Source organism: Amycolatopsis sp. NPDC004378, from assembly GCF_053602455.1.
The window spans coordinates 21,668-44,167 of record NZ_JBSGDR010000039.1 but is presented as its reverse complement, the minus strand read 5'-3'; the positions used below and the strand labels follow the sequence as shown (position 1 = coordinate 44,167).

The 22,500-nt window shown below is 70.7% G+C and carries 26 protein-coding genes; 14 read left to right on the top strand and 12 right to left on the bottom strand.

The genetic code is table 11. The annotated features are described in order from the left end of the window. Positions 1–6 precede the first annotated feature (6 nt). Positions 7–702, bottom strand: a complete 696-nt coding sequence (locus ACWEN0_RS47870) for a hypothetical protein (protein ID WP_451988409.1) — start codon at positions 700–702, stop codon at positions 7–9. A gap of 151 nt (positions 703–853) precedes the next feature. Here ACWEN0_RS47870 and ACWEN0_RS47865 point away from each other — a divergent pair, with 151 nt between their 5' ends. Both ACWEN0_RS47865 and ACWEN0_RS47860 read left to right on the top strand, forming a co-directional pair. Then, a complete protein-coding gene (locus ACWEN0_RS47865; RefSeq protein WP_451988408.1) occupies positions 854–1,105 on the top strand; it encodes a hypothetical protein in 252 nt (83 codons plus the stop codon). 43 nt (positions 1,106–1,148) lie between these two features. Further along, the gene (locus tag ACWEN0_RS47860) at positions 1,149–1,580 is read left to right on the top strand and encodes an antitoxin Xre-like helix-turn-helix domain-containing protein (protein WP_451988407.1); all 432 of its coding nucleotides are present in this window, start codon (positions 1,149–1,151) and stop codon (positions 1,578–1,580) included. A 127-nt stretch (positions 1,581–1,707) separates the two neighbouring features. On the opposite strand, the gene ACWEN0_RS47855 is transcribed toward ACWEN0_RS47860, so the two are convergent. Both ACWEN0_RS47855 and ACWEN0_RS47850 read right to left on the bottom strand, forming a co-directional pair. After that, a complete protein-coding gene (locus ACWEN0_RS47855) occupies positions 1,708–1,914 on the bottom strand; it encodes a hypothetical protein (protein ID WP_451988406.1) in 207 nt (68 codons plus the stop codon). Further along, a complete protein-coding gene (locus ACWEN0_RS47850; RefSeq protein ID WP_451988405.1) occupies positions 1,911–3,305 on the bottom strand; it encodes a hypothetical protein in 1,395 nt (464 codons plus the stop codon). Before ACWEN0_RS47850 ends, ACWEN0_RS47855 begins: the two co-directional genes overlap by 4 nt. 184 nt (positions 3,306–3,489) lie before the next feature. Here ACWEN0_RS47850 and ACWEN0_RS47845 point away from each other — a divergent pair, with 184 nt between their 5' ends. Further along, positions 3,490–4,680 (top strand): amidohydrolase, encoded by a 1,191-nt coding sequence (locus tag ACWEN0_RS47845; protein WP_451988404.1) that lies wholly within the window; start codon positions 3,490–3,492, stop codon positions 4,678–4,680. Positions 4,681–5,017: 337 nt separating this feature from the next. Here ACWEN0_RS47845 and ACWEN0_RS47840 read toward each other — a convergent pair whose 3' ends face one another. Next, the gene (locus ACWEN0_RS47840) at positions 5,018–5,146 is read right to left on the bottom strand and encodes a hypothetical protein (protein ID WP_451988403.1); all 129 of its coding nucleotides are present in this window, start codon (positions 5,144–5,146) and stop codon (positions 5,018–5,020) included. A 725-nt stretch (positions 5,147–5,871) separates the two neighbouring features. Between ACWEN0_RS47840 and ACWEN0_RS47835 the strand changes: the two genes are divergently transcribed. After that, a complete protein-coding gene (locus tag ACWEN0_RS47835; protein WP_451988402.1) occupies positions 5,872–6,819 on the top strand; it encodes a replication protein RepA in 948 nt (315 codons plus the stop codon). Between the two features lie 94 nt (positions 6,820–6,913). Here ACWEN0_RS47835 and ACWEN0_RS47830 read toward each other — a convergent pair whose 3' ends face one another. Next, positions 6,914–7,486, bottom strand: coding sequence for a DUF6624 domain-containing protein (locus ACWEN0_RS47830; RefSeq protein WP_451988401.1), 573 nt, complete (start codon positions 7,484–7,486; stop codon positions 6,914–6,916). Positions 7,487–7,540: 54 nt separating this feature from the next. On the opposite strand from ACWEN0_RS47830, the gene ACWEN0_RS47825 reads away from it, so the two are divergent. Further along, positions 7,541–8,242, top strand: a complete 702-nt coding sequence (locus ACWEN0_RS47825) for an NUDIX domain-containing protein (protein ID WP_451988400.1) — start codon at positions 7,541–7,543, stop codon at positions 8,240–8,242. Between the two features lie 99 nt (positions 8,243–8,341). Here the strand turns inward: ACWEN0_RS47825 and ACWEN0_RS47820 are convergent, their stop codons facing one another. Then, positions 8,342–9,601 (bottom strand): diguanylate cyclase, encoded by a 1,260-nt coding sequence (locus tag ACWEN0_RS47820; RefSeq protein ID WP_451988399.1) that lies wholly within the window; start codon positions 9,599–9,601, stop codon positions 8,342–8,344. 451 nt (positions 9,602–10,052) lie between these two features. Next, positions 10,053–11,300: an MFS transporter gene (locus ACWEN0_RS47815; RefSeq protein WP_451988398.1), complete on the bottom strand. Its 1,248-nt coding sequence runs from the start codon at positions 11,298–11,300 to the stop codon at positions 10,053–10,055. A 190-nt stretch (positions 11,301–11,490) separates the two neighbouring features. Here ACWEN0_RS47815 and ACWEN0_RS47810 point away from each other — a divergent pair, with 190 nt between their 5' ends. Beyond that, positions 11,491–12,495 (top strand): helix-turn-helix domain-containing protein, encoded by a 1,005-nt coding sequence (locus tag ACWEN0_RS47810; RefSeq protein ID WP_451988397.1) that lies wholly within the window; start codon positions 11,491–11,493, stop codon positions 12,493–12,495. Between the two features lie 125 nt (positions 12,496–12,620). Here ACWEN0_RS47810 and ACWEN0_RS47805 read toward each other — a convergent pair whose 3' ends face one another. Together ACWEN0_RS47805 and ACWEN0_RS47800 are read right to left on the bottom strand one after the other, a co-directional pair. Beyond that, complete coding sequence (locus tag ACWEN0_RS47805) at positions 12,621–13,361, bottom strand: hypothetical protein (protein WP_451988396.1); 741 nt, start codon at positions 13,359–13,361, stop codon at positions 12,621–12,623. A 113-nt stretch (positions 13,362–13,474) separates the two neighbouring features. Continuing rightward, entirely contained in the window at positions 13,475–15,217 is a 1,743-nt protein-coding gene (locus ACWEN0_RS47800) for a hypothetical protein (RefSeq protein ID WP_451988395.1), read from the bottom strand. Between the two features lie 383 nt (positions 15,218–15,600). Here ACWEN0_RS47800 and ACWEN0_RS47795 point away from each other — a divergent pair, with 383 nt between their 5' ends. The 7 genes from ACWEN0_RS47795 to ACWEN0_RS47765 all read left to right on the top strand — a co-directional run bounded on the left by ACWEN0_RS47795 (position 15,601) and on the right by ACWEN0_RS47765 (position 19,722). Next, positions 15,601–15,957, top strand: coding sequence for a hypothetical protein (locus ACWEN0_RS47795; RefSeq protein ID WP_451988394.1), 357 nt, complete (start codon positions 15,601–15,603; stop codon positions 15,955–15,957). 42 nt (positions 15,958–15,999) lie between these two features. After that, positions 16,000–16,317 carry a hypothetical protein gene (locus ACWEN0_RS47790; protein WP_451988393.1) on the top strand — a complete coding sequence of 106 codons (318 nt, stop codon included), beginning with the start codon at positions 16,000–16,002 and terminating at the stop codon, positions 16,315–16,317. A 46-nt stretch (positions 16,318–16,363) separates the two neighbouring features. After that, on the top strand, positions 16,364–17,017 hold the full coding sequence (locus tag ACWEN0_RS47785) for a hypothetical protein (protein WP_451988392.1): 654 nt from the start codon (positions 16,364–16,366) through the stop codon (positions 17,015–17,017). Beyond that, positions 17,017–17,334 carry a hypothetical protein gene (locus tag ACWEN0_RS47780; protein ID WP_451988391.1) on the top strand — a complete coding sequence of 106 codons (318 nt, stop codon included), beginning with the start codon at positions 17,017–17,019 and terminating at the stop codon, positions 17,332–17,334. Before ACWEN0_RS47785 ends, ACWEN0_RS47780 begins: the two co-directional genes overlap by 1 nt. Positions 17,335–17,423: 89 nt before the next feature. Then, positions 17,424–18,041 (top strand): hypothetical protein, encoded by a 618-nt coding sequence (locus ACWEN0_RS47775; protein WP_451988390.1) that lies wholly within the window; start codon positions 17,424–17,426, stop codon positions 18,039–18,041. A 120-nt stretch (positions 18,042–18,161) separates the two neighbouring features. Further along, a complete protein-coding gene (locus ACWEN0_RS47770; protein WP_451988389.1) occupies positions 18,162–18,530 on the top strand; it encodes a hypothetical protein in 369 nt (122 codons plus the stop codon). Between the two features lie 46 nt (positions 18,531–18,576). Next, positions 18,577–19,722: a hypothetical protein gene (locus tag ACWEN0_RS47765; protein WP_451988388.1), complete on the top strand. Its 1,146-nt coding sequence runs from the start codon at positions 18,577–18,579 to the stop codon at positions 19,720–19,722. 22 nt (positions 19,723–19,744) lie between these two features. Here ACWEN0_RS47765 and ACWEN0_RS47760 read toward each other — a convergent pair whose 3' ends face one another. The 3 genes from ACWEN0_RS47760 to ACWEN0_RS47750 form a co-directional block, all read right to left on the bottom strand. Continuing rightward, entirely contained in the window at positions 19,745–20,515 is a 771-nt protein-coding gene (locus ACWEN0_RS47760; RefSeq protein ID WP_451988387.1) for a hypothetical protein, read from the bottom strand. Positions 20,516–20,519: 4 nt separating this feature from the next. Then, positions 20,520–20,990, bottom strand: coding sequence for a hypothetical protein (locus ACWEN0_RS47755; protein WP_451988386.1), 471 nt, complete (start codon positions 20,988–20,990; stop codon positions 20,520–20,522). Positions 20,991–21,126: 136 nt separating this feature from the next. After that, positions 21,127–22,065, bottom strand: a complete 939-nt coding sequence (locus tag ACWEN0_RS47750; RefSeq protein WP_451988385.1) for a hypothetical protein — start codon at positions 22,063–22,065, stop codon at positions 21,127–21,129. A gap of 231 nt (positions 22,066–22,296) precedes the next feature. On the opposite strand from ACWEN0_RS47750, the gene ACWEN0_RS47745 reads away from it, so the two are divergent. Continuing rightward, positions 22,297–22,500, top strand: coding sequence for a hypothetical protein (locus ACWEN0_RS47745; protein ID WP_451988384.1), 204 nt, complete (start codon positions 22,297–22,299; stop codon positions 22,498–22,500).

Genomic DNA, 22,500 nt, shown 5'->3' with positions numbered 1-22,500 from the left:
GCCGGATCATCGTCGCCGCGGGCCTCCGGGAGCGAAGAACCGGGCACCCACGTTGTCGGGCGGATTGAGGAATACGAGTGCCCGCCACCACCGGGCCGCCTTGCGGGGATGCTTGCGGGACAGCAGTTCGGCGTAAGTGCACAGGATTCGGTGCGCGGGCCGGTTGTCCAGTTCGCCGTACAGCAGAAAGTCCAGGAACGGCCACGGCAAGCTGGCCTGCAACACGCAGATCCCTGCCTCCGCCCATGCCAACGCCTCGTTGAGGTTCCGCGGGGCGATCGGAACCGGATCGTCCTCATCGGAGATATTCAGCCCGGCGACCAACTGGGCCTGCTCGGCGAAGGCATCCAGGCACCGAGGAGCGAGCATCACGCCGTTGACGTCGCGGCACGCCGTCTCATAGGCGTCCAGCTCCTCGTGGCCGGACTCCTCATTGGGAAGCCACAGGCGTTCCAGCCGCCACGTGGGACGTTCGCCCAGCTTCGCGACCTCCCGCTCCACCGGGCTCATCTCCTTCGGCGGGAACTGGGCGTAATACTCGGCGGCGTCGAATTCAGAGTCCTGCCACGCCAAGAGCGGCCGGTCGAGCGCCGCCAACGCGGCCTGCGTGATCCGCCCGGTCGGGGCGACCCACGGCATCGACCAATCCGGCGCCTCTGCCAGCCGCGTCACGAACATCCCATCCCGGAACCGGCTTCTCACCGCCGCAGTCTTCCGCACCACGTCGTTCCGCCGCACGTCGAGGGAGCCCAACGGAGGTCGAGGAGCACGACTTGACTACGCCCTAAATTAGGGCGTAACGTTCTGTGCATAGGGCAGGCATAGGCCATACCCGACCGGAAGGACCAGCACGATGAACAACACCGAGGTCACCCTCACCGCAGAGCCGCCCCGCTACGCGCCCGACGGTTCCCGCGGGTACTTCCTGAGCGTGACCGGCGGTCGCCGCATCACCGGCTGGATTCGCGTCGGGGACGACAGCCGCACCGTGTACGCGACGCTCGACCGCGCCCCCTGGCAGGCCGTCGCCACTGTCGCCGATCCCGCCGAGCTGACCTCCGCCTGGATCGCCGAGCACGCCGACGCGATCGTTCGCCCCTTCTGACTCCCTGCGGCCGGGGCGGACGTTCCCGCCCCGGCCCCGCCATGTGTTCCGGAAAGTCGAGGCCCGTGTGACTCCCGCCGACTTCAAGACGATCCGCGAGTCGCTGGGCCTCTCGGCGCAGTGGCTCGCGACCGCGGTCGACGTCGACCAGCGGACCGTGCGCCGCTGGGAAGACGGTGCGCTCCCGCTGCGCGCCGACGTCGTCGACCTGCTGACCCGGCTCGACGAGCAGATGACCGCGGACGTCGCTGCCGAAGCGGACCGGGTGCTCGCCGGCCTCGGCGCAGGTGCCGGTGCCGACCCGGCCGCGGTGCTCGACACCCTCGCCCCCGCCGACTGGCCCGTCCTGGAAATCCCGCGCGTCGACACGGACGTGACCGATGAGCGCGGGCTCCCCGCGTCCTACCACCGCGCCGTGGCCGCCCGCGTTCGCCGTGAACTGGCAGGACGGCTCCACCTGACCTACGCCGGGTAGCTCGAACACCGACCGGCACTGCGAAGACATCCCGGCTCCAGGCAGTCCAGGAATCCGCACCGGCTGGCGCTGCCGAACAGCAGCCGCTTGTTCTTCTCCGTCGGGTCGAACTCGCTGCCCGCCATGCTCAACCGAACAGGAACGGCAGCCGCATCGTCACCGTCGTCTTGGTGATCGCACCGACCGTGGGGTTGTTGGGCGGGTCCAGGTTGGCCCACCGCTCCAGCAGGGTGATGCCGTCCTCCGGGTAGTCCGAGGGACCGCCGACGTCGAAGATCACTACCCGCGGCGTCGCCGCAGCGGTCGGCTCGTCCTCGCGCGGCATCTCGCTCATCCCGACATCGTAGCCAGTGGCGGCAGGAGGCCGAGGCTGTGCAACGCCGACTTCAAGTCCGGGTAGCTGTAGTACTCGCCCGTCCCGGCCGCGGCCTCGCACTTGGCGACGAAGTCGGCGAATAGCGGCCCGCGGGCGGCGCCGAGGTGCGCGGTGGCGTGCACCAGCTGCACGGCCAGGCCGGGCATCTCCGCAGCGTCCCGGCACTGGCTGTTGTCGAACCAGGCGGTGAGCGCTGCCCCGAGCGCGTCGAGCGAGAGGAACCCCGCGTGCTGCACCAGCAGGCGGCCGACCTGCTCGCCAGTGCGCCAGCTGCCCGCCATCCGCAGCATCTCGATCACCTTCGGCACGAAGAACTCGCACGGCCGGGCGGCAACGACTTGCTGACGGTGGAAGTCGTTGAGCTGGTCGAAACGGCCTGTCAAGCCGGGCAGCCGTTCGCGGGCGTAGCCGCTGCCGACCACGGCCAGCCGCGACGCGACGTCCGGTGGCAACGGGTCCCACTGGCCCGCGGTGATCGGCACGTTGAGCAGCGCCTGGAAGTGGGTGGCCAGCGACAGGTCCACCGACGTCCAGAAGTAGTCGTCGTCGGCCAGGCGGACCAAGGTCCGCAGTTGGATCGCCACGTCGTGTACCCGGAGCCGTTCGCGGGCCTCGCCCACGGCGTCGCGGACGGCGTCGCGGTCCACCTCGGCGAAGGCGCGCAGCGCGAACGCCATCCGGTCGGCGTGTGCGTCCGCCGGCATCCGGCCGTCGGGATCGAGCTCGAGCATCGCGGCCCGCGCGGCGATCTTGATGATGCTTCTGCGGGTGGCCGGCCGGACCCGGTCGTGGAACGTGGCCCGGATGTGCGACGGGGACGAGGCGAACAGCGGGTCGCAGATGAAGTTCTTGAACTCCTCCACCAGCTTGCGGCCTTGCGTGGGCGGGTGGACCAGCAGGGTGGACAGCGCGATGGCCAGGTGCCCGCGGGCGGCCTCCGGGCGAGGGTCGTAGACCTCGCCGCCCAGGCGCAGCGACGGGTGCGCGCACAGGTGGCGGTCCTCGCGGATGCGGTCCAGCTCGCGCTTGCCGATGGTGTCGATCAACTCGAACTCCACCGCTTTGTCGACCAACGACGCCTCGATCTTCTGCATGGCGCGCACGCCGTCGGGCTTGAGGCCCTGCTCCTGCGCGGCGGTGACCTCCTTGCGGAACACCTGGGCGCCGGCGTCGCCCTCGTCGGCCAAGCGGACCAGTTTCACGATGATGTCCGCGCTCACCGCCGACCAGGTCGCCGCGATGCTCGCGCGGATCGCCCCGGCGTTGTAGCACCGCCACGCCTCTTCGGCCAGCGGCCGCACGTCCGGACTCCAGACCTGCGCAACCAGGGTCTCCAGATCGACCGCCACGCCCAAACCCCTTTCCCGCCCGCCGCCCGCGACCAGAAGCTCAACCTTACGAGCCGCCGCCCCGGGACGAGTGCGCGTCTCGCCGCCGATCGCGCGGGGGAAGATGGGTCTTGATCGGCTGGCGGCCACGGTCGGGAGACGGCCCGTCCCGTTCGCCGCCCCGCTGAAGGAGGCGAGCAACCCGATGACAGGCGCCCCCGCCGCGGTGCACCAGCGCATCGACGCCGAAGTCACGAGGCTGTCCGCCTCGCTCGTTGACCTCAGCTGCGATCTGCACGCCCACCCCGAGCTGGCGATGCAGGAAACCCACGCCGTACAGCGGCTGACCGCGTTCCTCGCCGACGACTTCGCGGTGACCCAGCCCTACGGCGGCCTGGACACCTCCTTCCGCGCCGACGCCGGCGACACATCCCCGGTGATCGCCTACTTCGCGGAGTACGACGCACTGCCCGGCATCGGGCACGGCTGCGGCCACAACCTGATCGCCGCCGGAGCCGTCGGCGCGGCCACGGCGCTGCGGCGCGCGGCTCCCGAGCTGCCCGGCGCGGTCGCGTGCATCGGGACGCCGGGCGAGGAAGGCGCCGGCGGGAAAGTACTCCTGCTGGAGGCGGGCGCCTTCGCCGACGTCGACGCCGCGCTGATGTTCCATCCCTCCGACCGCACCTGGCCGATCCGGCACGCCACCGCCTCGGTGTCCCTGACGCTCGAATGGCACGGCGTCGCCGCCCACGCCGCGGGAAGCCCGCAGGACGGCCGCTCCGCGCTCGCCGCGGTGATCCAGTTCTTCACCGGCGTCGACAGCCTGCGTCAGTTCGTGCCGGAGACCAGCCGGCTGCACGGCATCATCGCCGACGGCGGGCAGGCCGCGAACGTCGTGCCTGACTACACCCGCGCCGAGTTCACCGTCCGCGCCGCGACCACGGCCCAGCTCGACGAGCTGCGCGAGCGGGTCACCGCCGTCGCGCACGCCGCCGCTGCCGCCACCGGCACCACGGTCACCGTCACCGCCGGCCTGGTCTACCGCGAGCGCAAGAACAACCACACCATCGCCGACCGGGTCGCCCACCACCTGCGCCGCCAAGGCGTCGAAGTCGAGGAACCCGTCTTGCGCGGCGGCACCGGCTCGTCCGACATCGGCAATGTCTCCCTCGCCCTGCCCGCCATCCACCCGTACATGCAGGTCATGGACGCCGGGACGCCGACGCACTCCCGCGCGATGGCCGACGCGGTCATCCAACCTCGCGCCCACGAGGCGATGGTGCAGATGACCACGGCGCTGGCCTGCGCCGGCGCCGACCTGCTCGCCGACCCCGACCTGTTCACCCAGGTCCAGGAGGAGTTCGCCACCCGCGGCCCCGACCTCGCCACCGGGTGACGACCGCGAGCGGTGAACCACCCGATCACCACCCCACGTGCCGGACGGCGGTGGCTACCGGGCGCGCCGCGCTCGCGCCAGCTCGACGAAGGCCGGGACGGCGAAGACCCAGCCACTGGTCACCATGATCCCGGCGCCGGTCTCGACGGTGATCAGGTCGACGGCCAACAGGGCCCACCACGAGCATGACGATCACCACGAGGACCACGTACGCCTCGGCCACCCCGCCCGGAACCCGCGACACCGCGCGAACTCCCACGACCGCGATCACGAGCAGGGCGAGCGCGACGACGATCAGCACGACGCTCGCCGCCGGAGCGGCGCGACCGATCCCGTCCTAGATCGCACTGACCACTCGCTCGTTGCGCAGCAGCACCGCCAGCGCCATCCCCCATGCCACCACGGCCACCAAAGCGCACCCCTCGGCGGCGGCGCGCGACCACCGAACGTTCTCGTCCCCCGACATAACCGCAGCTTACGGACGTCGCCGACCCCGCGCGGAACAACCCACAGCGAAGCTGACCTACTACTAGAAAAAGAGATTTCTACAAGAAAAAGACAACAAGGGGCCGCTCAACACGGCCTCTGACCTGTGGTTATGCAGAGACCGTTCCCCTTCTTATGCCGCTGGGTCCCCCTCTTATTCGAGCTGACCTCGGCGAATTCGATCCGGCCGTTCCCCCTCTTATGTGTTGATTAGCTCATCCGTTCGCCAGTTGTCCACACTTCAGCCCCGGTTCCCCCTCTTATGCGTGCACAGGTCGAGCGCGGCGACGGCCGCCGCCGCGCTCGACCCCATCGAGCCCGCCGTTCCCCCTCTTATGCGGGGACAACCCGAACACCGCCGGTCCCCGATGCTCGGAACCGTCAGGACGATCACGGAAGGTAGTTTCGGATCAGCGGACAGTGGACCGACGGGGCGTTCAGGCCGTCCCCCTCTTATGCCCACCACCCCGATCCGCCGCGGCGATCCCCCTCTTATGCGTTGACAGCGCGATCACCGGGCCGGACCGGTGCCGGACGTCACCCGGCCGTGTCTTGATCTCCCCAGCTCACGGCCGAAGACCGCCCCGATCCCCCTCTTATGCGTAACAGGCTGTGACCTGCGTTTCGTGCCCGGCGGCCTTGACCTGCGGTATTCGTCGGCGCGCCGCGGACACCCCGTCGCTGCCGGCGAACTAGCCTGGGCCGATGCCGGCGCCCCGCGGTCGTCCTAAGACCAACACGCTCGAACGCGCGACCCGGATCGCTGAGCTGCGCAGCCGTGACGACGACGGCGAGTCCCTGGCCTTCAACCCCGCCCCGCTGACCATGGCATTCCTGCCCTATCGGCAGCCCAAGGCCGGCACCGAAATCTGGGTCCGGCGCAACGGGGCGTTCTGGCTCACCGTTCGTCCGGGCGTACGTCTTGGCTCCAACGGTGAAGTCGACAGCTACGGCTTCCCGTTCGGCGTCATCCCTCGCGCTCTGCTGATGTGGGTTACCGCCGAGGCCCGGCGCACGAAGAGCCCGAAGATCGAGCTGGGCTCGTCGCTGTCCGACTTCGTCGTGAAGTTGCTGGGCCAGCGAGCCACCGGCGGCCGCAACGGGACGCGCACCCGGGTCAAGGAGCAGGCGACCCGGCTGTTCAACGCCGAGATCAACTACCAGTGGAAGGGCAACGGCGACCGGGTGCAGGCCGGCGCCAGCCTGAAGATCGCCAAGGCGTGGGCCTTGGACCTCGGCGACGGCGAGGCGGGCCAGGAGTCGCTGTTCCCCTCGTACGTGCAGCTCAGCAGCGACTTCTTCGACGAGACCGTCGAGAACTCGGTGCCGCTGAACCTGGAGGTCGTGCGGCTGCTGGGTTCGGCGGCCGAGATCGACCTCTACGCCTGGCTGACCTACAAGATGTTCAACCTCGCCCGGACCGGGAAGTCCTTCACGCACAAGTGGGACGACATCGGCGAGCAGTTCGGCTACCAGTTCTCGAAGACCCCGAAGGGCCGGTACAAGCTCAAGGAGAACATCACCGCCGCGCTGCGCAACGTGCTCCTGGTCTACCCGGAGGCCAACGTCGAGATCACCCCGGCTGGGCTGCTGCTGCGTCCGGGGCTGACGTCCGTGCCGACGAAGGAAACCCGCCAGCTGCGCGGCAAGTAACACCAGAGCCGCCGGGGAAGATGGTCGCGTGGTCCTGCGTTGCGCAGGGCTTCAAGCGGCGTCATGTCGATTGCCTCGCCAGAGACTGAACTGGTCAGAGGGGCGCCTTGCCTTGGCCCGCGGCGTCGATGCTGGCGTAGCTGGGATACGCCGTGGCGAGGTTTGCCTTCGTCAGCGGTTCCAGCCCGATTGACCGGCGTCGCGCGTTGACTCCGGCCGCGTCGTCGAGCGGATACAGCCGGCACTCCCTGCCCGGGAAGCACAGGGACTGGGTGCCCCAGCGCTGAGGACGTCGTTCGTCGGTCGCGACGCGGTCGGCCAGGTAGGCGTGGTCGCGTACGGCAACGAGGTCCTCGGCGTCGACGGCGGCGGCGAGCAGCGGAAGCCAGCGGGCTCGACACTCCGCGGGAGCGTGCTGGGCGATCAGCCACGCCGCATGCGCGGCCGCTGGCCCCACCAGCCCCTTGCTGGGCCAGCCGACCTGGTCGACGACGGAGATCAGGAATTCGGTGTTGTCCGTGTCGACCTCGCTCACCCGCTGCCACTGCCGCAGCGTCGGCGAGTGCGGGTCCAGCTGCCCGCGGGCGGCCTGATCGACCTCGGCGCGGCGCAGCAGTTCCTGACGCAGCACCGCGAGATCGCCGGCCGTGTCGGTGTCCTCAGCCATGGGAGTCCTCATCGCATCGGGGGACGACAGGGAAGCGGTCGGCTCGTTCGCGGCTTGGCGGTCACCGGCGCCACGCTAGCGACGTTCACCGACGATTTCGGGCATCCTGCGATCCCGACGTCACCTGATCCGGTAGCTCGTTGCGGTGCGGGAGCCGTTCTTGTCGGTGGCACCGGCGACACTGGGCCGGTCGCCGACGGCCGCGGCGACATGTCCGGAAGCCAGGAGCGCCGAGTGATCAAAGAGTCCACCGCGACCGTGTTCATGTTCGCGCAGATCGACGACACCTGGAACCTGGGGTTGATCTACCACCCACGGCTGGAGCAGTGGATGAACCCCGGCGGCCACGTCGAGAACGAGAACGAGGCCGAAGCCGCGGTGCGCGAGGTGCTGGAGGAAACCGGCCGTCACGTCGAGCTTCTCCCGCCGCCGGGCCTGCCGCTTCCGGCGCACTACCCCGTCCCGGAGGTGGTGCGGCCATGGTGGATGAACGAACTGGGCGTGCCCGCTGACAACCACACCCCCGAGCCGCACATCCACGTCGATCACCAGTACCTCGCCATCGCCTCGGACCCGACGACGAGGATGTCGATACCGGAACACCCGTTTCGCTGGTGTCGCGAGGCTGACCTGGAGAAGCTTGACGTCGTCGCAGACACCAAGATGCTCGCCGCGACACTGTTCCCGCAGATGGCGCAGATCGCTGCGGCCGACGGCCGGCTCCTCCGCGGCGTCGCTGCGCAGCCGACGGGATGAATCCCTGACGGGTGAAGGCTCTCTCGCCGGCCGGCCCACCGGAAACCGCTGGTTCTGAAGTCGATCACCGCGGCGAGTGCATCCGTCGCGGCGACGAACTCAGCTCCCGGCCACCTGGGTGGGGATCGCGTCGAGCGGCGGGCTGAAGCACGTGCGGTCCCGGCCGCCGTGCTTGGCCTCGTACAGCGCGGCGTCCGCCCGGCGCAGCAGGTCGTCGAAGTCCTCGACGTCAGGGGCGGGAAATATGGTCGCGCCGATCGAGACGGTCAGGTCGGTCACCTCGAGCGGGTCTTGGCCATCGTCGGGGTGGATCGCCACGACCACCGAGTTGATCCGGCGTCGGATGCGCTCGGCGACGGCGAGCAGGTTGCGCGACGTGCCGACGTCGGGGATCAGGATGGCGAGCTCGTCGCCGCCGAACCGGCCGCAGATGTCCTGTTCACGGGTTTCTTCGCGCAGTGCGTCGCCGACCGCTGCGAGGACCTGGTCGCCGACGAGGTGGCCACCGTGCTTGTCGTTGATGGTCTTGAAGTGGTCCAGGTCGAGCATCAGCACGCCCAGCGTGCCGTCGCGGTCCTGGGCGCGGGCCAGTGCCTGCTCGGCGAGTTCGTGCCACCAGCCGGCGGTGGCCAGGCCGGTCTTGGTGTCGGTGCGGGCCCGGCGCTGGAACTGGTGCAGCAGCAGGCTGCGGTGCATCGCGACCAGGGCGACGACGACGCCGGCCAGCACCACCGGGTGGCCGACGACCAACGTGGCCGCTACCAGTCCGAGGCCCATCGTGCCGGCCTCGGACACGTGCTCGGAGAAGTTCTTGAACAGGTCGGTGATGTTGGCCTTCGCGTTGCTGAGCAGGATCGCGGCCATCACCATCGACGCGTTCACCAGCCAGCGCAACGCGGCGGCCGCGGCGACCACGACGAGGTCGAGCAGCCCAGCCGGGACCGACGCATCCGGAACACCGGGGTACTGGTGCATCCCGAGCGCGAGCACGGCGACAGCGGCCTGAGTGCCGCACACGACCGTCGCGCCGGAGAAAGCCCAGCGGTACAAGGGAACCGGGCGCTCGTGCGGCCAGATCCGCCACCATGCCACCGCGTAGGTCAGCACGACCATCGCCGACGCCAGTGCCGGCGGCAGCACCAGCACGGCGGCGAAGCTCCACACGCTCTTGGTGTCCAGGTACGGCGCGACCGCACCCCGCCAGTACTCCCGCTGCCGCTCGATGCGGCGGGTGAACTCGATGTAGACCACCGCGCACATCGCCAGCACGCCGAAGCGCACCAGGTCGGTGCCGGTAACCGGCAGCAGGAACGCGGTCGAAGCCGCGACGGCCAGCGCGATGACGTAGACGGACAGCACGTAGGTCCGAACGTGCGACGGGACCTGCCACAGGCTCCAGCCCGTGACCCATCGGTATGGTCTGCCGATCCGCCCCAGCACCAGTCCTCACCTGCACAAAGAGCGCAGCGTGCCCGCACCCGTCCGCCACCGTAACCGAATCTGTACGAGGTGCGACCATGCCGACCAGCGACGATGGTCTACGCAGCCGGAATCCACCCGGATAGCCCAACGGACAGGCTCGTCCCCCAGGGAGGAGGTGCCCGCCATGCGCGACGTGAACTGGTGACCTCGCCGCCGACCCCGGCCACCCCGGCCGCGATGTCGGCTCCGCTGTCCTGAACCCGCTGTTCACGGCCCTGCCGTGGCCGGACAAGGAACCGAGGAGGTGATCTTCGTGCGCAACGACGACGTCAACTGGACCTGCTGACCGGTCACGATCCGGTCCCCGAACCCGCCCTCGAAGCCGAGCTCACTGCGAGAGATCTTCGTCGGCCTCGTCACGCGCCGGGAGTATCGGCGCGGACGAGGCCGCTCGAGACCACGCCGTGGCCGCGGCGGCCGCCATGAGCACCCCGGCGCCCGCCGCGACGGCGATCACCACCGAGGGCGGAAGCAGCTGGGCCAGCAGCCCGGCCAGCACGATGGCCACGCCCTGCGCTGCCCGCAGGGCGGCCATCGCCAGCCCGACCGCGCGCCCGCGCATCGCCGCCGGCGCGGTCGACACGTACGCCGACTGGATGATGATGTTGTGCGCCGAGAACGCGCCGGACACCGCCCACAGCGCCACGCTCACCGCGACGCCCGGCCCCCAGCCGGTCGGCAGCAGCACCAGGCTCGTCGCCACCGCCAGCGGACCGAGCACCCGCAGCTGGCGATCCGGAGCCAGCCGCTTGAGCAGCAGCATCCCGATCACCATCCCCAGCGGGTTCGCCGCCAGCAGCCAGCCGACCGCGGCTGAGCCGACGCCCAGCTGCGCGGCGTAGGGCACGGCCAGGCCCTCCGGCACGACGTACCAGCCCGAGCAGCACGCCAGCGTCAGCAGCGACCGCAGCCGGGCGTCGCGGACGACCACCCGCCATCCAGCCCGGATCTTCGCCCACTGCCCCTCGCCGGCCGCGTGCTCGCGCGGCGGCGCGTGCGCGGCCAAGCCGAGCCGGATCACCGCGGCCGAGGCCGCGAACGTGGCCGCGTCGACCCACAACGCCCCGGACGTCCCCAGCCCGGCGACGACCGCGGCGCCGCCGCCGAAGCCGAGCACCAGCCCGGCCTGGTAGGTCATGGACAGCACACCGATCCCGAGGGCCAGGTCAGCGCCGGCGAGGATGTCCGGCAGCACCGCCTGCCGCGCGGCGCTGAACGGCACGGCCAGCAGCTGCACCACGGCGAGCAGCCCGACTTGCACCAGCAGCGGCACGCCGGGGATCGCCATCACCGCGACCAGCGCGCCGCGGCCGACGTCGGCGAGCACCATGACCGTGCGCCGCGGGAAGTGGTCGGCCAGCCCGCCCAGCGCCGCACCCCCGACCAGGTCGGGCAGGTAGGTCAGCGCGTAGGTGACCGCCGCCAGCCCCGCCGACCGGGTCCGGTCGAACACCAGCACGGTGAGCGCGACGCGGGCGAGCTGGTCGCCGGCCACCGACAACACGTGCGCGATCCACAACCGACGGAACGGCGCCACCGCGAACACGCTCCGGTAGCTCGTCGTTTCCGCCGTCATGCGCATCAGACTGTCGCCACGACGGCACGCAGAGCAAGCTCGCAGGAATCCGGCCACCGCCTCCGCCCGCGCGGGCACCGCGTCGAGACATCGCCGTCGGGAGTATTCGGGGAGTAATCGGGGAGTGAATGGAGACTGATCCCCACCAGGGGCATCACGCTAAAAGACACGTGTCGTTTAGGGTGGTCGCATGCGAGGGCAGGCCAGCTTCGACGGTGCCGCGCTGAAGCGCATCCGCACCACGATGCCGCGGACCGACCGCGGCCGTCCCGGGCTGTCGCTCGACGAGCTCGCCGACCGCGTCGGCACCTCGCGGCGCCAGCTCATCCGCTACGAGAAGGGCCAGGCGACACCCGAGCCGGCGCGCATCGCGAGGCTGGCCAGCGCCCTGGACTGCGACGTCCGCGAGCTGACCGGCGCCGACCCGGACCAGGTCGACCTCGCGGTGCTTCGCCGCGGCGCCGGGCTGACCCTGCGGGCCGCCGCCGCGCGCCTGCGCCCGCTGCTGGCCCGGCCGCGGCTGCGCTGCTCGGACTGGCTGCTCGGCGAAGCCGAAGCCGGACGGCTGCCCGCCGCCTGGAGACCGCCGGAGAACCGGACCCGGCTCGTCGCCGCCCTCGCCAGCGTCTACCAGCAGCCGACGGACCGCGTCGACGTCGCGGTGCCCGCGATCCCGGCGCCGGTCGTCGTGGAGAAGGCGCTCGAGCCCGTCGCCGCGGCGGCACCGGAGGCGGTCACCGCCTACCCGCTGATCCAGCGCGCCGTGGACACCTGGTACGCCCGGTGCCCGAACTGCGAGCTGGTGGCCTCGCCGTCCTCGGTCTCGCACCGGATGCACGCCGACCGCAGCGTCGACTGGAGCGTGCCGGCGACCCTGCGCTGCTCCCAGTGCGGCACCGAACACCAGGTGACCCCGGACGACCTGCTCCCGCACGACAGCTTCATCACCTGCCCCCGGCCGAGCTGCGGGCAGATCACCCAGGTGCCGGCGGAGGCGGTCGAAGTGGTCTGCGAGCACTGCGGCCTGTGCCCGCCCGGCCCGGCCGCGCTGGTCGATCCCGAGCTGGACAACCTCGCCAAGCACATCCGGTACGGCCACACGCGCACGATGCAGGCCGCGGTGCGAGCCGCGAAGGCCCGCAACGCCGCCCTCGGCGGTCCCCCTCCGTTCCTGCTCGGCCCCGGCGACCACTAGATGTCCTGGGCCGGGTCGTTGGCAACACAACTCTCGGGAAACGGTCGGGAGGGATGCCCCCCGCTGTTGACGATGTCAGCCGCGACCGACGGCGGGCCCCCGGTGATCGTCGTCGAGCAGGGCGATCAGGCCGGTGTGGTCCCAGTCGCCCGCAGGGTCCGCAGCTGCGCCAGGGACAACTCCTGCGTCCGGTCCGACACGGGCGAGGACGTCCAGTCGTTCAGATGACGATTCGCGGTCACTTGGCTCGTGTCCGGGGTGACGTCGTGACCGTCGGAGGCCACGATCTTCTCGATCATCTCGGCGAGCTTCCCGGGCCCACCGCCGCCGTAGCCGACGCTGTAGCCCTCGCCGGTCTTCTCGGGGAGGAAGTGCAGCTCGCCGCGGTCGTTGCGCAGCCACATGACGCCGGCGTCCTGGTCGATGATCAACCGTTCCAGTACCTGGCCCTCGGGCAGCGACAACGGGGAGAACGTCCAGTAGGTCCAGTTCTCGATGTTCCCGCTGACCGTGCGGTAGTGCTGTTTCACCACCGGCATCCAGGTGAGCGGATCGTAGAGGGTCGTCAGGCACAGGCAGCCGTCGCCGGCGACCGCCGACGGCGACTCGGGGTCGTCGAAGACGCAGGGATTCCACAGCCGCGGGGCCTCGTTGTTGGAGACCAGGGCCATGTGAAGCGGGGTCGGCTCGGTGTCCTGCAACCGGCCAATCCATTCCTGCGTGTACCGGCTGGACTCGCGCAGTTGCTGGGTGGCGTTGAGCGCAGAACCCCAAACCTTCGGTGTTTCGCTGTAGAGCACGAAGTTGAACCATCCCCGCTGCGGGTCGTAGGTCAGGTTCAATTCTCGCTCAGGCTGGTAGGTCATCAGTCGCGAATCCCTTCCGTGGTCGGTTCCGCCAGCGTCCCATCCGCCCCCGACAAGAGCGTTCGGCCGCCCCGAGATAATGGGGACTCCAGCGGGGCCCAATCTCCGTTGAGTCACCGCCGTTTCGGCCGGTGCTCCCGGTAGTAGCGTCGGGCGGCGGTCTCGTCCGTGCTCATCCAGTGGCGTTCGCCGGCGTCGGCGTCCTCGCCGTGGTACCACCAGCCGGTGACCACGTCGAACAGGATGCGGATCGTGCCGTCGGCCAGGGTGACGTCGTGGCGGACGAGTGCGGCGGTCTCGCCGCTGCTGATCCCGTCCTCCTCGGCTTCGTCGATCGTCGTCGCCTGATGTCCGGTCGCGGTGAGCAGCGGCTGCCACGTTGCCCGGTCGCGGATCTCCGGGTTGCCGGCCACGACCACCAGGCTGATCACCTCTTCGGCGGCCGCGGACAACGACGTCGGCCGGTCGCGGCCGCGGTCGCGCGGTTCGCACCAGTATCCGATCGACAGCGCGCCGTCCGACCACAGCTGCCAGCCCCGGTGCCCGCCGTCCATGGCCGCGGACTTCGCCGCGTGGACCACGGTGACGTCGGGGACGTGTTCCCAGTTCGCCCAGGTCTGCGGGTCGCGGGCGAGGTGTTGGCGGGCCTCCTCCGGATCGTCGGTGACCTGCACGCGCGGCCCGACGCCGCAGTTGCTCAGCACGAAGCGGCCCGCGGTGGCGGGCAGCTGCGGCGGCGCGGCCGCCAGGACCTCCGCCACGGTGGCGAACCCCGCCGCGCGCAGCTGCTCGGCCCGTTCGTGGCTGATCCCCGCCTCGGCCAGCCGCGCCGCCTCGGCCGCCGGCCAGCGCCGTCCCTTCGGCCACTCCCAGCCCGCGTCCGCCCACTGCCGCGGGGTGCGGGCGAGGTAGGCGTCCGCGTCCTCGGCGTCGGTGATCGACACCGCGGTCCGGTAGTCGGTGACGTCGTGCAGCTCGGCGCCGGAGCGCACGAGGATCTGCGCGGCCTCGCGCGGGATTCCCGCGCGGTCCCACTCCTCGAGGGAGCCGAACTCGGCGCGCAGGTCGGCGACGAGCCGGCGGCGTTCGTCGGTGAGCGGGTGGCGGGCGGCGACGTGGCCGGGGATGTTGTTGACCGAGAAGTCGTCGCCGTCCATGCCGTTGTGCACGACCGTCCACACCCAGCCGCCCGGCTCGTCGACGAGCAGTTCGTCGGCGTAGAGCGGCCGGTCGTCCTGCGGGCGCAGCGGCACCTGCGGCAGCGACCGGAGCCCGTCGAGTTCCGGAGCACCGGACGGCGGCCGAACCGCGTCCTCGACCCGGCCGAATCGCCAGGCCAGCAGCCGCGTGCACCGGTCGCGCAGTTCCGCGCGGGCCGTCTGGCGGACCTCGGCCTCCAGGACCGGCGCGGCCTCCGCGTCGGTGGCGGCCCGCACTCGCGCCGAGAAGTAGTGGCCTTCCTCGTCGCCGACCCCGAAGCTCATCCCCTCCTCGGCGAAGTACTTCGCGTGGGCGGTGACCACGGTGACCACCCCGGAGACCTGACGGTTCCCACCGCTCTCGGAGATCAGCACGCCACCGGGGACGGCGTCCGGACCGGGATTGTGCTGGCCGGTCCACCACTGCTCGCGCCGCGTCGCGCCGGGCACGAACGCCTGCCGGCCGTAGCCCTCGCCGCCGCCGATCTCCCACGTCGGCGCGCCGTCGGGGTTGTGCGGGTTCGGCGGGCAGCCGCCGTCGTGCTCGACCTCCCAGGCCGCGGCCGGGGTGTCCTTGACGGCGACGCCTTCCTCGGCGGGCACGTCCTGGCCGCAGAGGCGGCAGGTGCCGGCGTACCGGTTGACGATGCGGGGCATGGGGCAGCTCCTTCCCTTGGGGTGTAAGCGAAATGTGCGCAGGCGACGGCGCGCCCGTCAGGGGCGTTGAAATCCTCACGGCCAGATCGGCCGTGCTGCGCTGCTGATGCGCAAACCCCGCTAACGCCGGGAAGTACTGCTTCACCCCGCTGGCGCGGGGACAACGTCACGCGCGTTCAGCAACAGCTCGACGTGACGACGCCACTGTAGAACCCACCACCGACAATCTCGCGATCCCGTCCGGTCGACACGTGACATTTAGCCTGAAATCTCTGGTCGAGAGCCTGTTGATCGCCGTCGGCGTTGAGCTTTCTAACTTGTTGCAAAGCTAGCGGATGAGGGGTAACTTTGCAACAAGTTAGAAAGCTACTTCGGGAGGTTGCGTGTTGCAGATTCAGCTCGGGGCGGAGCGGCCCGCCCCGGCGGACGACTGGCTGGACCGCTCCCGCATCGGCAGCTGGCCGGGGATGTCCGAGCAGGACGCCTGGCTGGCCGGACGCGGCGTGTGGGTGCTCGACGCCGACCGGGCGCTGAAGCAGGACGAGGTGCAGATCGTCGACCTGGCCGGAACGGTCCTGGCCGTCGCGCGGATCACCGGCATCACCAAGTGCGGCGACCGCTACGCCCTGGAGGGCGAGCTGCTGCTCGGCGACGCCCGGGTCGGGCAGCCGACCGCCACGCCGCACCCGTCCCGCAACTCCGTGGCCTACTTCGACGACTCGCCCCGACGCCGGCGGTAACGCCACCACCGGGACGGCACGGATCGTCCCGAGGAAAGGACCGTGATGATGCGCTACGAGAACTACCAGTACAAGCCCGCCCAGCCACCGCGAACCGCACGGGATCTGGCCCGAGCCCTGGGCGTGCCCGACACCGTGCCGCTGGCCGTCCCCGACGACCGCCTGGTCGTCATCGAAGCGCTGGACAAGCCCGACGGCACCCTGATCGGCGAGCAGATCGTGGTCGGCATCGACGCCGCCGCCGAAACCAACCTCACCGGCCGCATCGGCGAGCGGACCACCGTGCTGTACCTCGAAGGCGACTTCCCCGCAGGAACCTACGAGCGCGAAGCCGACGACAGCGCCACCGCCGGGGACTAGCGCCGCGCCCCGCCCAAACCCGGCCGCACCGAGGAGGAGGAACGAGATGACCTCGCCACCGGCGACCCGACTCACCGACAGCCAACTCGCCACGCTGCGCGAACAGGCCGCGCGCACCTCGTCCTCGTTCGTCGATCCCGCGCAGCTGACCCGGGTCGAGCGGTTCGTCGCCGGGCGGCACGACTGGGCCTCGGCGATCCTCGGCAAGCCGTTCATCCTGCGGGCGATGACCAACCGCGAGCTGGTGCTGCTCGACCTCGCCGCGGCCGCCGAGCCCGCACCGCCCGAGCCGCCCCGCCCGCCGGCGCCGTGGGAACCGGGCTACCAGCCCACCAACGCCGACCGCGCCGCCACGGCCCGCGGCGAGGCCGCCGCGCGAGCCTGGGCGCAGCTGGCCAAGGCGCTGCCGGTGCCGGTGTCCGTGGCCTACAACTACAGCGGCCCGCACCACTACGAGTTCCACGTCTCCGGCGCCGAGCACATCATCGTGCGCGAACAGCTGCACGCGGGCCGCCTGCACCGCGACGCCGACCGCTCGCTGTGCTGGACGCCCTCGCGCGCCAGGCACCTGCTGTTCGCCAACCTCGACGACCCGGCCGACCGAGTCCGCGTGCCGAGCTGCAAGGCGTGCCTGCGCACGGCCTACCGCATCACCGGACTCGATCCCGACGACCTCCTGCTGCACCCCGAGGCCGCCTGATGTCCCGGCGGCCCTCCCGGCGGACGGTGCTGCTGCGCGAATGCCTGCTGGCCGCGCTGCGGGACGCGACGGAACCGCCCTCGACCGACGAACTGCGCCAAGTGCCGCCGGATCACCTGCTGCCCTGGCGCAAGGGCCCGCTCGTCTACCAGCAGCTGCGGGCACTCGAGCGGATGGGCATCTGCCGCCGGGTCCCGTGGGACCGGGCCCACCGCCGCATCGTCGACCCGAAGCACGTCTACTGGACCTACACCCACGACGACACGTTCGCCGCCGTCATCGGCGAACTCGACCACCTCGACGCCGAGCACGGCTGACCGTCCGAGAGGAAACAGGAGAAGCCCTTGCGGGACAACAACAAACGGAGCACACCCGGCGCCGCGGCATCCGGAAGGCGGGCACCGCGATGACGACCATCCGCGTGCCCTACGAGGGCGGCCCCCTGGAGTACCGGGACGGCGAGCAGCAGTTCGAGGAATACGACACCAACGACCAACTGGTCGAGGGCACGCCGATCGACATCAACCCGAACATGCTCGACGCACACGCGCCGGACGTGCTCGAGCGCTACATCCTCACTCAGACCGCCACCGGCTGGGTTCTGAAGTACGAGGGCCAGCACGAACGCCCGCTCGCGCCCAGGGAACAGCCCCGCCGGGTCGCAGTCGACCTGACCACCCGCGTTGCCGGCGGGCCGAGCGACGGCCACCTCGTCGTGCTCGTCAACTTCGACGACCGCGACCTGGAGCGCTACAACTCCGTGGCCTACAAGAAAACCCGGTTCGGCGACCAGAACGCCGAGGGCTACACCCTGCGGGAAACCCCCGAAGGCTGGCGATGGATCTGGACTCAACCGGAGGCCACGATGACCGACAGGATCGACACCGCGAAGCTCGAGCGCATCGAGGCCCAGCTGAGCAGCGACGTGCTCACCGACGACGAGCTGGCCACCGCGCTCCACGACGCCGGGCTCCCCGAAGTAGCGCGGGTCGTCGGCCGCTTCGCCCGCAAGGGCCAGCGATAAGCCCTCCGGCATCCCGCCAGCTCCAGGGCGTCATCATTTCGTACACCGCAACGACCAACCGCTCTCACTCGATCACTGAGAGGACCATCTGTGGGCCGAGACAAACGCGTACTCGCGCGCATGAACGAGACGGGCGAGTCCTGGAGTGTCGCTCAAGCCGCGATCCGCGCCGAGGACGCGGGCCGCCGCACCGCCACCGTCGACGTGGTGATGCACTCCGCCGACGGCTGGCCGGACGCCCTGCTCGCAGCGCTGGAGAAGGAACGAACCGCGTTGGGGTTCAACATCGTCGGCCACTCAGGTGGGATTTCGGGCGATATCGAATCCGCGGACATCACCGACGACGAGCATGGCGAAAACATCGACCTGGTACTGCGGGTCAACCCCGCGCAGCTGGAATACCTGCCGGAACATCGTCCCCTCGACGTGGAGCTGTCGAAGACCACGCTGACCCGCCTCGCAAAGCGGATGAAGGAACGTAAGCGCTGATCAATCAAGGTTGGTACTCGGCGTGCCAACCTGAGAGGGTTGTCGCATGAGTCGATCCGCGAAGATCCGCAGCGTGGTTCGCCGCGTCGCCGCCGCAGCCGGGATCGCGATCGAGGCCGACTACGAGCAACACGGCACCATGGGCGAGTGGCGCCTGCGGTGGTGCGACGGCCCGACTGTCGACATGGTGACCGCGATGGTGAAGAAGCAGGCCCGCGGCTACGTGACCCCCGCGGTGGTGGACGGCCTGCGCTACAGCCGGGACGTGACAGCCCGAGCCCTGGCCGCCGCCTTCGTTCAGCGCGTACTCGACGGCGAGCAGCTCGATGCCTACGACGCTACGGGAATCGCTGCTGCGACACCGTTTCCGGATGGTGTCACGCCGCGCGCGTGGGAGTTCAGCGACTTCGCCCTGGCGCACACCGGCATCAGCCCGCGATCAACGTGGGACTACGACTCGCGACCCGCCCTGGACTACCTCGTCAAAGTCGGCCGCGATGCTCTGATGGTCGACTTCTGGCTGGCCAGAGAAGGTGAGCACCCTGAGTGCCAACCTAAACCGCCCGCGCTCGACCTCGACACTCCGGCGGCACGGGACGCCGTCGCCGAGCTGTACCGGGTGCTCCAACACCAACTGCTCGGCCGCAGCGCCCACGCCGGCGACCACCGCGCCCGCCAGCTCGCCGCCCAGGCCATCCGCCACGCCGTGCCCGCGATGCTGGCCGACTGCCAGCGAGCCGACGCCGCCGCGGCGGTGGTCGACGGCTGGGGCCTGCGCTCGCTCGGCCGGGCCGTCGGCCTGGGCGATCGCACCCTGAGCAAGTCCCTCGGCTCGCTCGACGAGCAAGTCCGGACGCAGACCTGGCTGCGCGATCACGTCGACGAATGGGTGGCGGCCTGCCGCGGGATCGCTCGGGCCGTGTACCCGGACCGGCACCTGCTGCCTCCGGCCTGGCTGCTTGACACCGAGACACTGCGCAGCGCACACAGTGGGCACCGCGCCCTCGCCGACACCGTGCCCGCCGCCCGGCGCATGATCGCCATCGAGAAACTGTGGAGCAGGACGAACCAGGAACACCGCGACACCATGGCCGCCCTGTTGGCGGAGTTGGACCGCGCCGAGCTCCCGACCTCGCGCGAGCGGCACAGCCGCAAAGGCATCCCCGCCCTGACCGTGGAGAGAACCGGATAGGCCAGGGCCTTCCGGCGCTGACCTACCCCGAGCAGCCCGGCAGCGGGCTCTCGCCGGCCCGCTTCGCGACGGTGCCCGGGTGGGTCAGGGTTTCGACCGGGCCGTGGCGCGATCCGAGCGCTCGTTCGGCGACCGTGGCGACGACGTCGTCGGCCGGCGTGCTGTCCGGGGTGATCGCGCCGAAGTGGTCGCGGGCGTCGCCTCGGGTGGCGTGGAGGGAGACGTGCCGACCGTCGGGCAGCCCGTCGACGACCAGGACCCAGACGCTGGCGGCGGCGCGGTCGCGCATCATGCGGCAGCGCAGGTCCAGGGCGCCACCGGGTGCGCAGCCGAGCCGTCCGGCCACGGCGAGGCTGTCGGCCGCGAGCCCCAGCCGGATCAGCCGTCCGGCGATGTCGGTCTCGGACGCCGACACCGCGGCGACCAGCTCGGCCAGCGGACGGCGGTCTTTCCAGCCTTGGGTCAGGATCTCGTCCCGCTGGGGGTTCCACCGGCGTGCGGTGTTGCGGTCGAGGTTGGCTTCGGCGTCGAAATCCGGGTCGGAGGCGAGAAGATCCCGCAGCACCACGTCGGCGTCGGCGCGGAGCACCGTGGCCTGAAGTTCGGGCGGGAGCATCTTCTTGCAGCGGGCCTGGACCGCGCTGATCCGGCGCTGCAACGTCTCGGCCAGATCGTCGAGGGGAATGCCGTCGCGGAGCCCGTCGAGCAAGGTCGCGCTGTCCGCGGCCGACCAGGTCGCTCCCGCACGATGCGGGGCAGGTTCTTCGGGGGTGTCCTGGCTATCAGTGCTCACATCATCACGCTAGCGAGTGGGCTGTCGCCATCCGCGCCACCGTCGCGGTCACGGCCGCACCGATCGGCAGCTGCACGCCGAGGTGCACCGCCTGGTCCAGCAGCGACCGGCCGTTGATCCCGTCCGCGGTCAGGTCGTGGAACCGGGTCTTGCCGACCAGCTCGGCGTAGCGGCGAAGCAGCCGCCCGTCGTCGATCACCGCGTGCAGCACCGCCTCGACGACCGCGGCGGCCAGCTGCGCCCGCAGCGGCACCCGCGTCCCGGCCACCCGGTAGGCCGCGGCGCGGGTGCCGGACAAGCTCAGCGCGTAGGTGACCGCGTGCCGGAGCAGCGCCCGCCGGCCCGCCAGGCTGCGTTCCTGCTTGCGCTGCGAATCGCAGTCGCGCTGGACGAGGTAGTCGCCGCTGTAGTGGCCGGCGAGGCCGCCGAGCCAGCTCAGCACCAACACGAGCGGCGATTCCGTAGACGTCGTCATGATCCGAAACTCGCACCGGCGAGCCGGGGAAATCCCGTCACGAGACGGGATCTCACCCGACTTACCGGATCGGGTCAGCCTCGCGCCGAGCCGACCCGTCCGGCTACCGCGCGACTCTCCCCCGGCGTCCTGCTGCCTACCCGACCGCGACCGTCACGCTCAGCCGCTTGTGGTCGCTGTCGGGGTCGGCCGGGTCGACCGGCTCGTGGATGCACGCCGAGCCCGGCACCACCCGGTCGGCCAGCGCCGGGCTGAGCAGGATGTGGTCGATCTGCGAGCACTGCCGCCCGTTCGGCTTGGGCAGGTTGGTTCCGGTGTAGATCCCGGCCTGCTCGGCCATGTCCACAAACCCGATCCCGCCCTCGCGGCGACCCTCCTGGTCGTTCCAGGCCCCGCACAGGTAGTCCAGCGCCGAGGTCGCGCGCCGGTACGGACGGTCCGGCTGGCCGGCGGTGTGGCGCATCCGGTGCAGGTAGTGGGAGGGCTGGTCGTAGATCGCTCGGTCCTCCAGGTCGGTCGGCTCGAACTTCGGGCCGGAGAGGTGTTCGTTCATGTCCATCAGCACCGCGCTCAGCCGCCCCTTGTACGCCAGCCAGCGGCGTTCCTTGGCGTCGGCGACGCGGTAGTTCTCCTCGTGCAGGTCGCCGTGCCCCGTGACCAGGTTCAGGATCTCTTCGCCGCCCACCGGCCGCACGGTCAGCAGGTTCCGGTTGCGCGCGGCGAAATCCGGGGCGCGGTGGTCGAACCAGCGCTGCACGATCAGGGTCTGGGCGTCGAAGAAGATGCACGGCGCGAACGGCCCCCACTCCCGCGGCAACGCGCAGGGCAGCGGCACGTACGCCCGTCCCCCGGCCTCGCGCATGGCCTCCGCCGCGCCCCACATCCCAGCCCCGCCGAAGTATTCGTAGTAGTCGCCCTCTCCCATCACGAGCACGTGCGGCCAGCGCTCGCGCATCGTCCGCACCAGGCCGGTGAAGTCGAAGCCGCCGGGCGGGTTCTCCCCGCGGGCCGAGGCGTTCGTCATGCCGCCGTGCTCGTAGTTGAAGTACGCGAGGTCGATCTCCATTCGGGTCATGCCTGTACCGGTACAGCCACGCTGCGCGCGGATACATCGCCTCGCCGAACTTCACCTCATCGTGCGGTCCCCGCCGCGCCCGATCGCTCCGTGGCGTCGGGCCAGCGTCGGCAATACGTCCACATCAGTTGACATCACTACCCCGGTCAGGGTTAGTGTCGTCGCATAATGTCAACTGATATGGACGTGTCGGGTGGGGAGTGAACCCGGCGGGGGAAGGGCGCGTGGGCCGTGAGCACATCGAGCGTCGAACACCGCGAGATCCGCTACGACCTGCTCTGCGGGCACTCGTACACCGTCCCCGCCGAGGTCGAGGAACACAGCGACGGCCCGGAGTCGCCGTATGGCTGGTGCGGTTCCTGCTGCCGGTGGCAGCAGGTCACCGGCAAGGTCCTCGACGAGGCCGACCCCGACCCGGCACCGGAGGGGGATTGA

Bases quoted from the DNA above. Each gene is read 5' to 3' on its own strand.
- ACWEN0_RS47865 (WP_451988408.1), top strand. From the start codon at position 854: ATGAACAACACCGAGGTCACCCTCACCGCAGAGCCGCCCCGCTACGCG.
- ACWEN0_RS47855 (WP_451988406.1), bottom strand. From the start codon at position 1,914: ATGAGCGAGATGCCGCGCGAGGACGAGCCGACCGCTGCGGCGACGCCG.
- ACWEN0_RS47845 (WP_451988404.1), top strand. From the start codon at position 3,490: ATGACAGGCGCCCCCGCCGCGGTGCACCAGCGCATCGACGCCGAAGTC.
- ACWEN0_RS47840 (WP_451988403.1), bottom strand. From the start codon at position 5,146: ATGTCGGGGGACGAGAACGTTCGGTGGTCGCGCGCCGCCGCCGAGGGG.
- ACWEN0_RS47835 (WP_451988402.1), top strand. From the start codon at position 5,872: ATGCCGGCGCCCCGCGGTCGTCCTAAGACCAACACGCTCGAACGCGCG.
- ACWEN0_RS47830 (WP_451988401.1), bottom strand. From the start codon at position 7,486: ATGGCTGAGGACACCGACACGGCCGGCGATCTCGCGGTGCTGCGTCAG.
- ACWEN0_RS47815 (WP_451988398.1), bottom strand. From the start codon at position 11,300: ATGACGGCGGAAACGACGAGCTACCGGAGCGTGTTCGCGGTGGCGCCG.
- ACWEN0_RS47810 (WP_451988397.1), top strand. From the start codon at position 11,491: ATGCGAGGGCAGGCCAGCTTCGACGGTGCCGCGCTGAAGCGCATCCGC.
- ACWEN0_RS47805 (WP_451988396.1), bottom strand. From the start codon at position 13,361: ATGACCTACCAGCCTGAGCGAGAATTGAACCTGACCTACGACCCGCAG.
- ACWEN0_RS47800 (WP_451988395.1), bottom strand. From the start codon at position 15,217: ATGCCCCGCATCGTCAACCGGTACGCCGGCACCTGCCGCCTCTGCGGC.
- ACWEN0_RS47785 (WP_451988392.1), top strand. From the start codon at position 16,364: ATGACCTCGCCACCGGCGACCCGACTCACCGACAGCCAACTCGCCACG.
- ACWEN0_RS47780 (WP_451988391.1), top strand. From the start codon at position 17,017: ATGTCCCGGCGGCCCTCCCGGCGGACGGTGCTGCTGCGCGAATGCCTG.
- ACWEN0_RS47775 (WP_451988390.1), top strand. From the start codon at position 17,424: ATGACGACCATCCGCGTGCCCTACGAGGGCGGCCCCCTGGAGTACCGG.
- ACWEN0_RS47770 (WP_451988389.1), top strand. From the start codon at position 18,162: ATGAACGAGACGGGCGAGTCCTGGAGTGTCGCTCAAGCCGCGATCCGC.
- ACWEN0_RS47765 (WP_451988388.1), top strand. From the start codon at position 18,577: ATGAGTCGATCCGCGAAGATCCGCAGCGTGGTTCGCCGCGTCGCCGCC.
- ACWEN0_RS47755 (WP_451988386.1), bottom strand. From the start codon at position 20,990: ATGACGACGTCTACGGAATCGCCGCTCGTGTTGGTGCTGAGCTGGCTC.
- ACWEN0_RS47750 (WP_451988385.1), bottom strand. From the start codon at position 22,065: ATGACCCGAATGGAGATCGACCTCGCGTACTTCAACTACGAGCACGGC.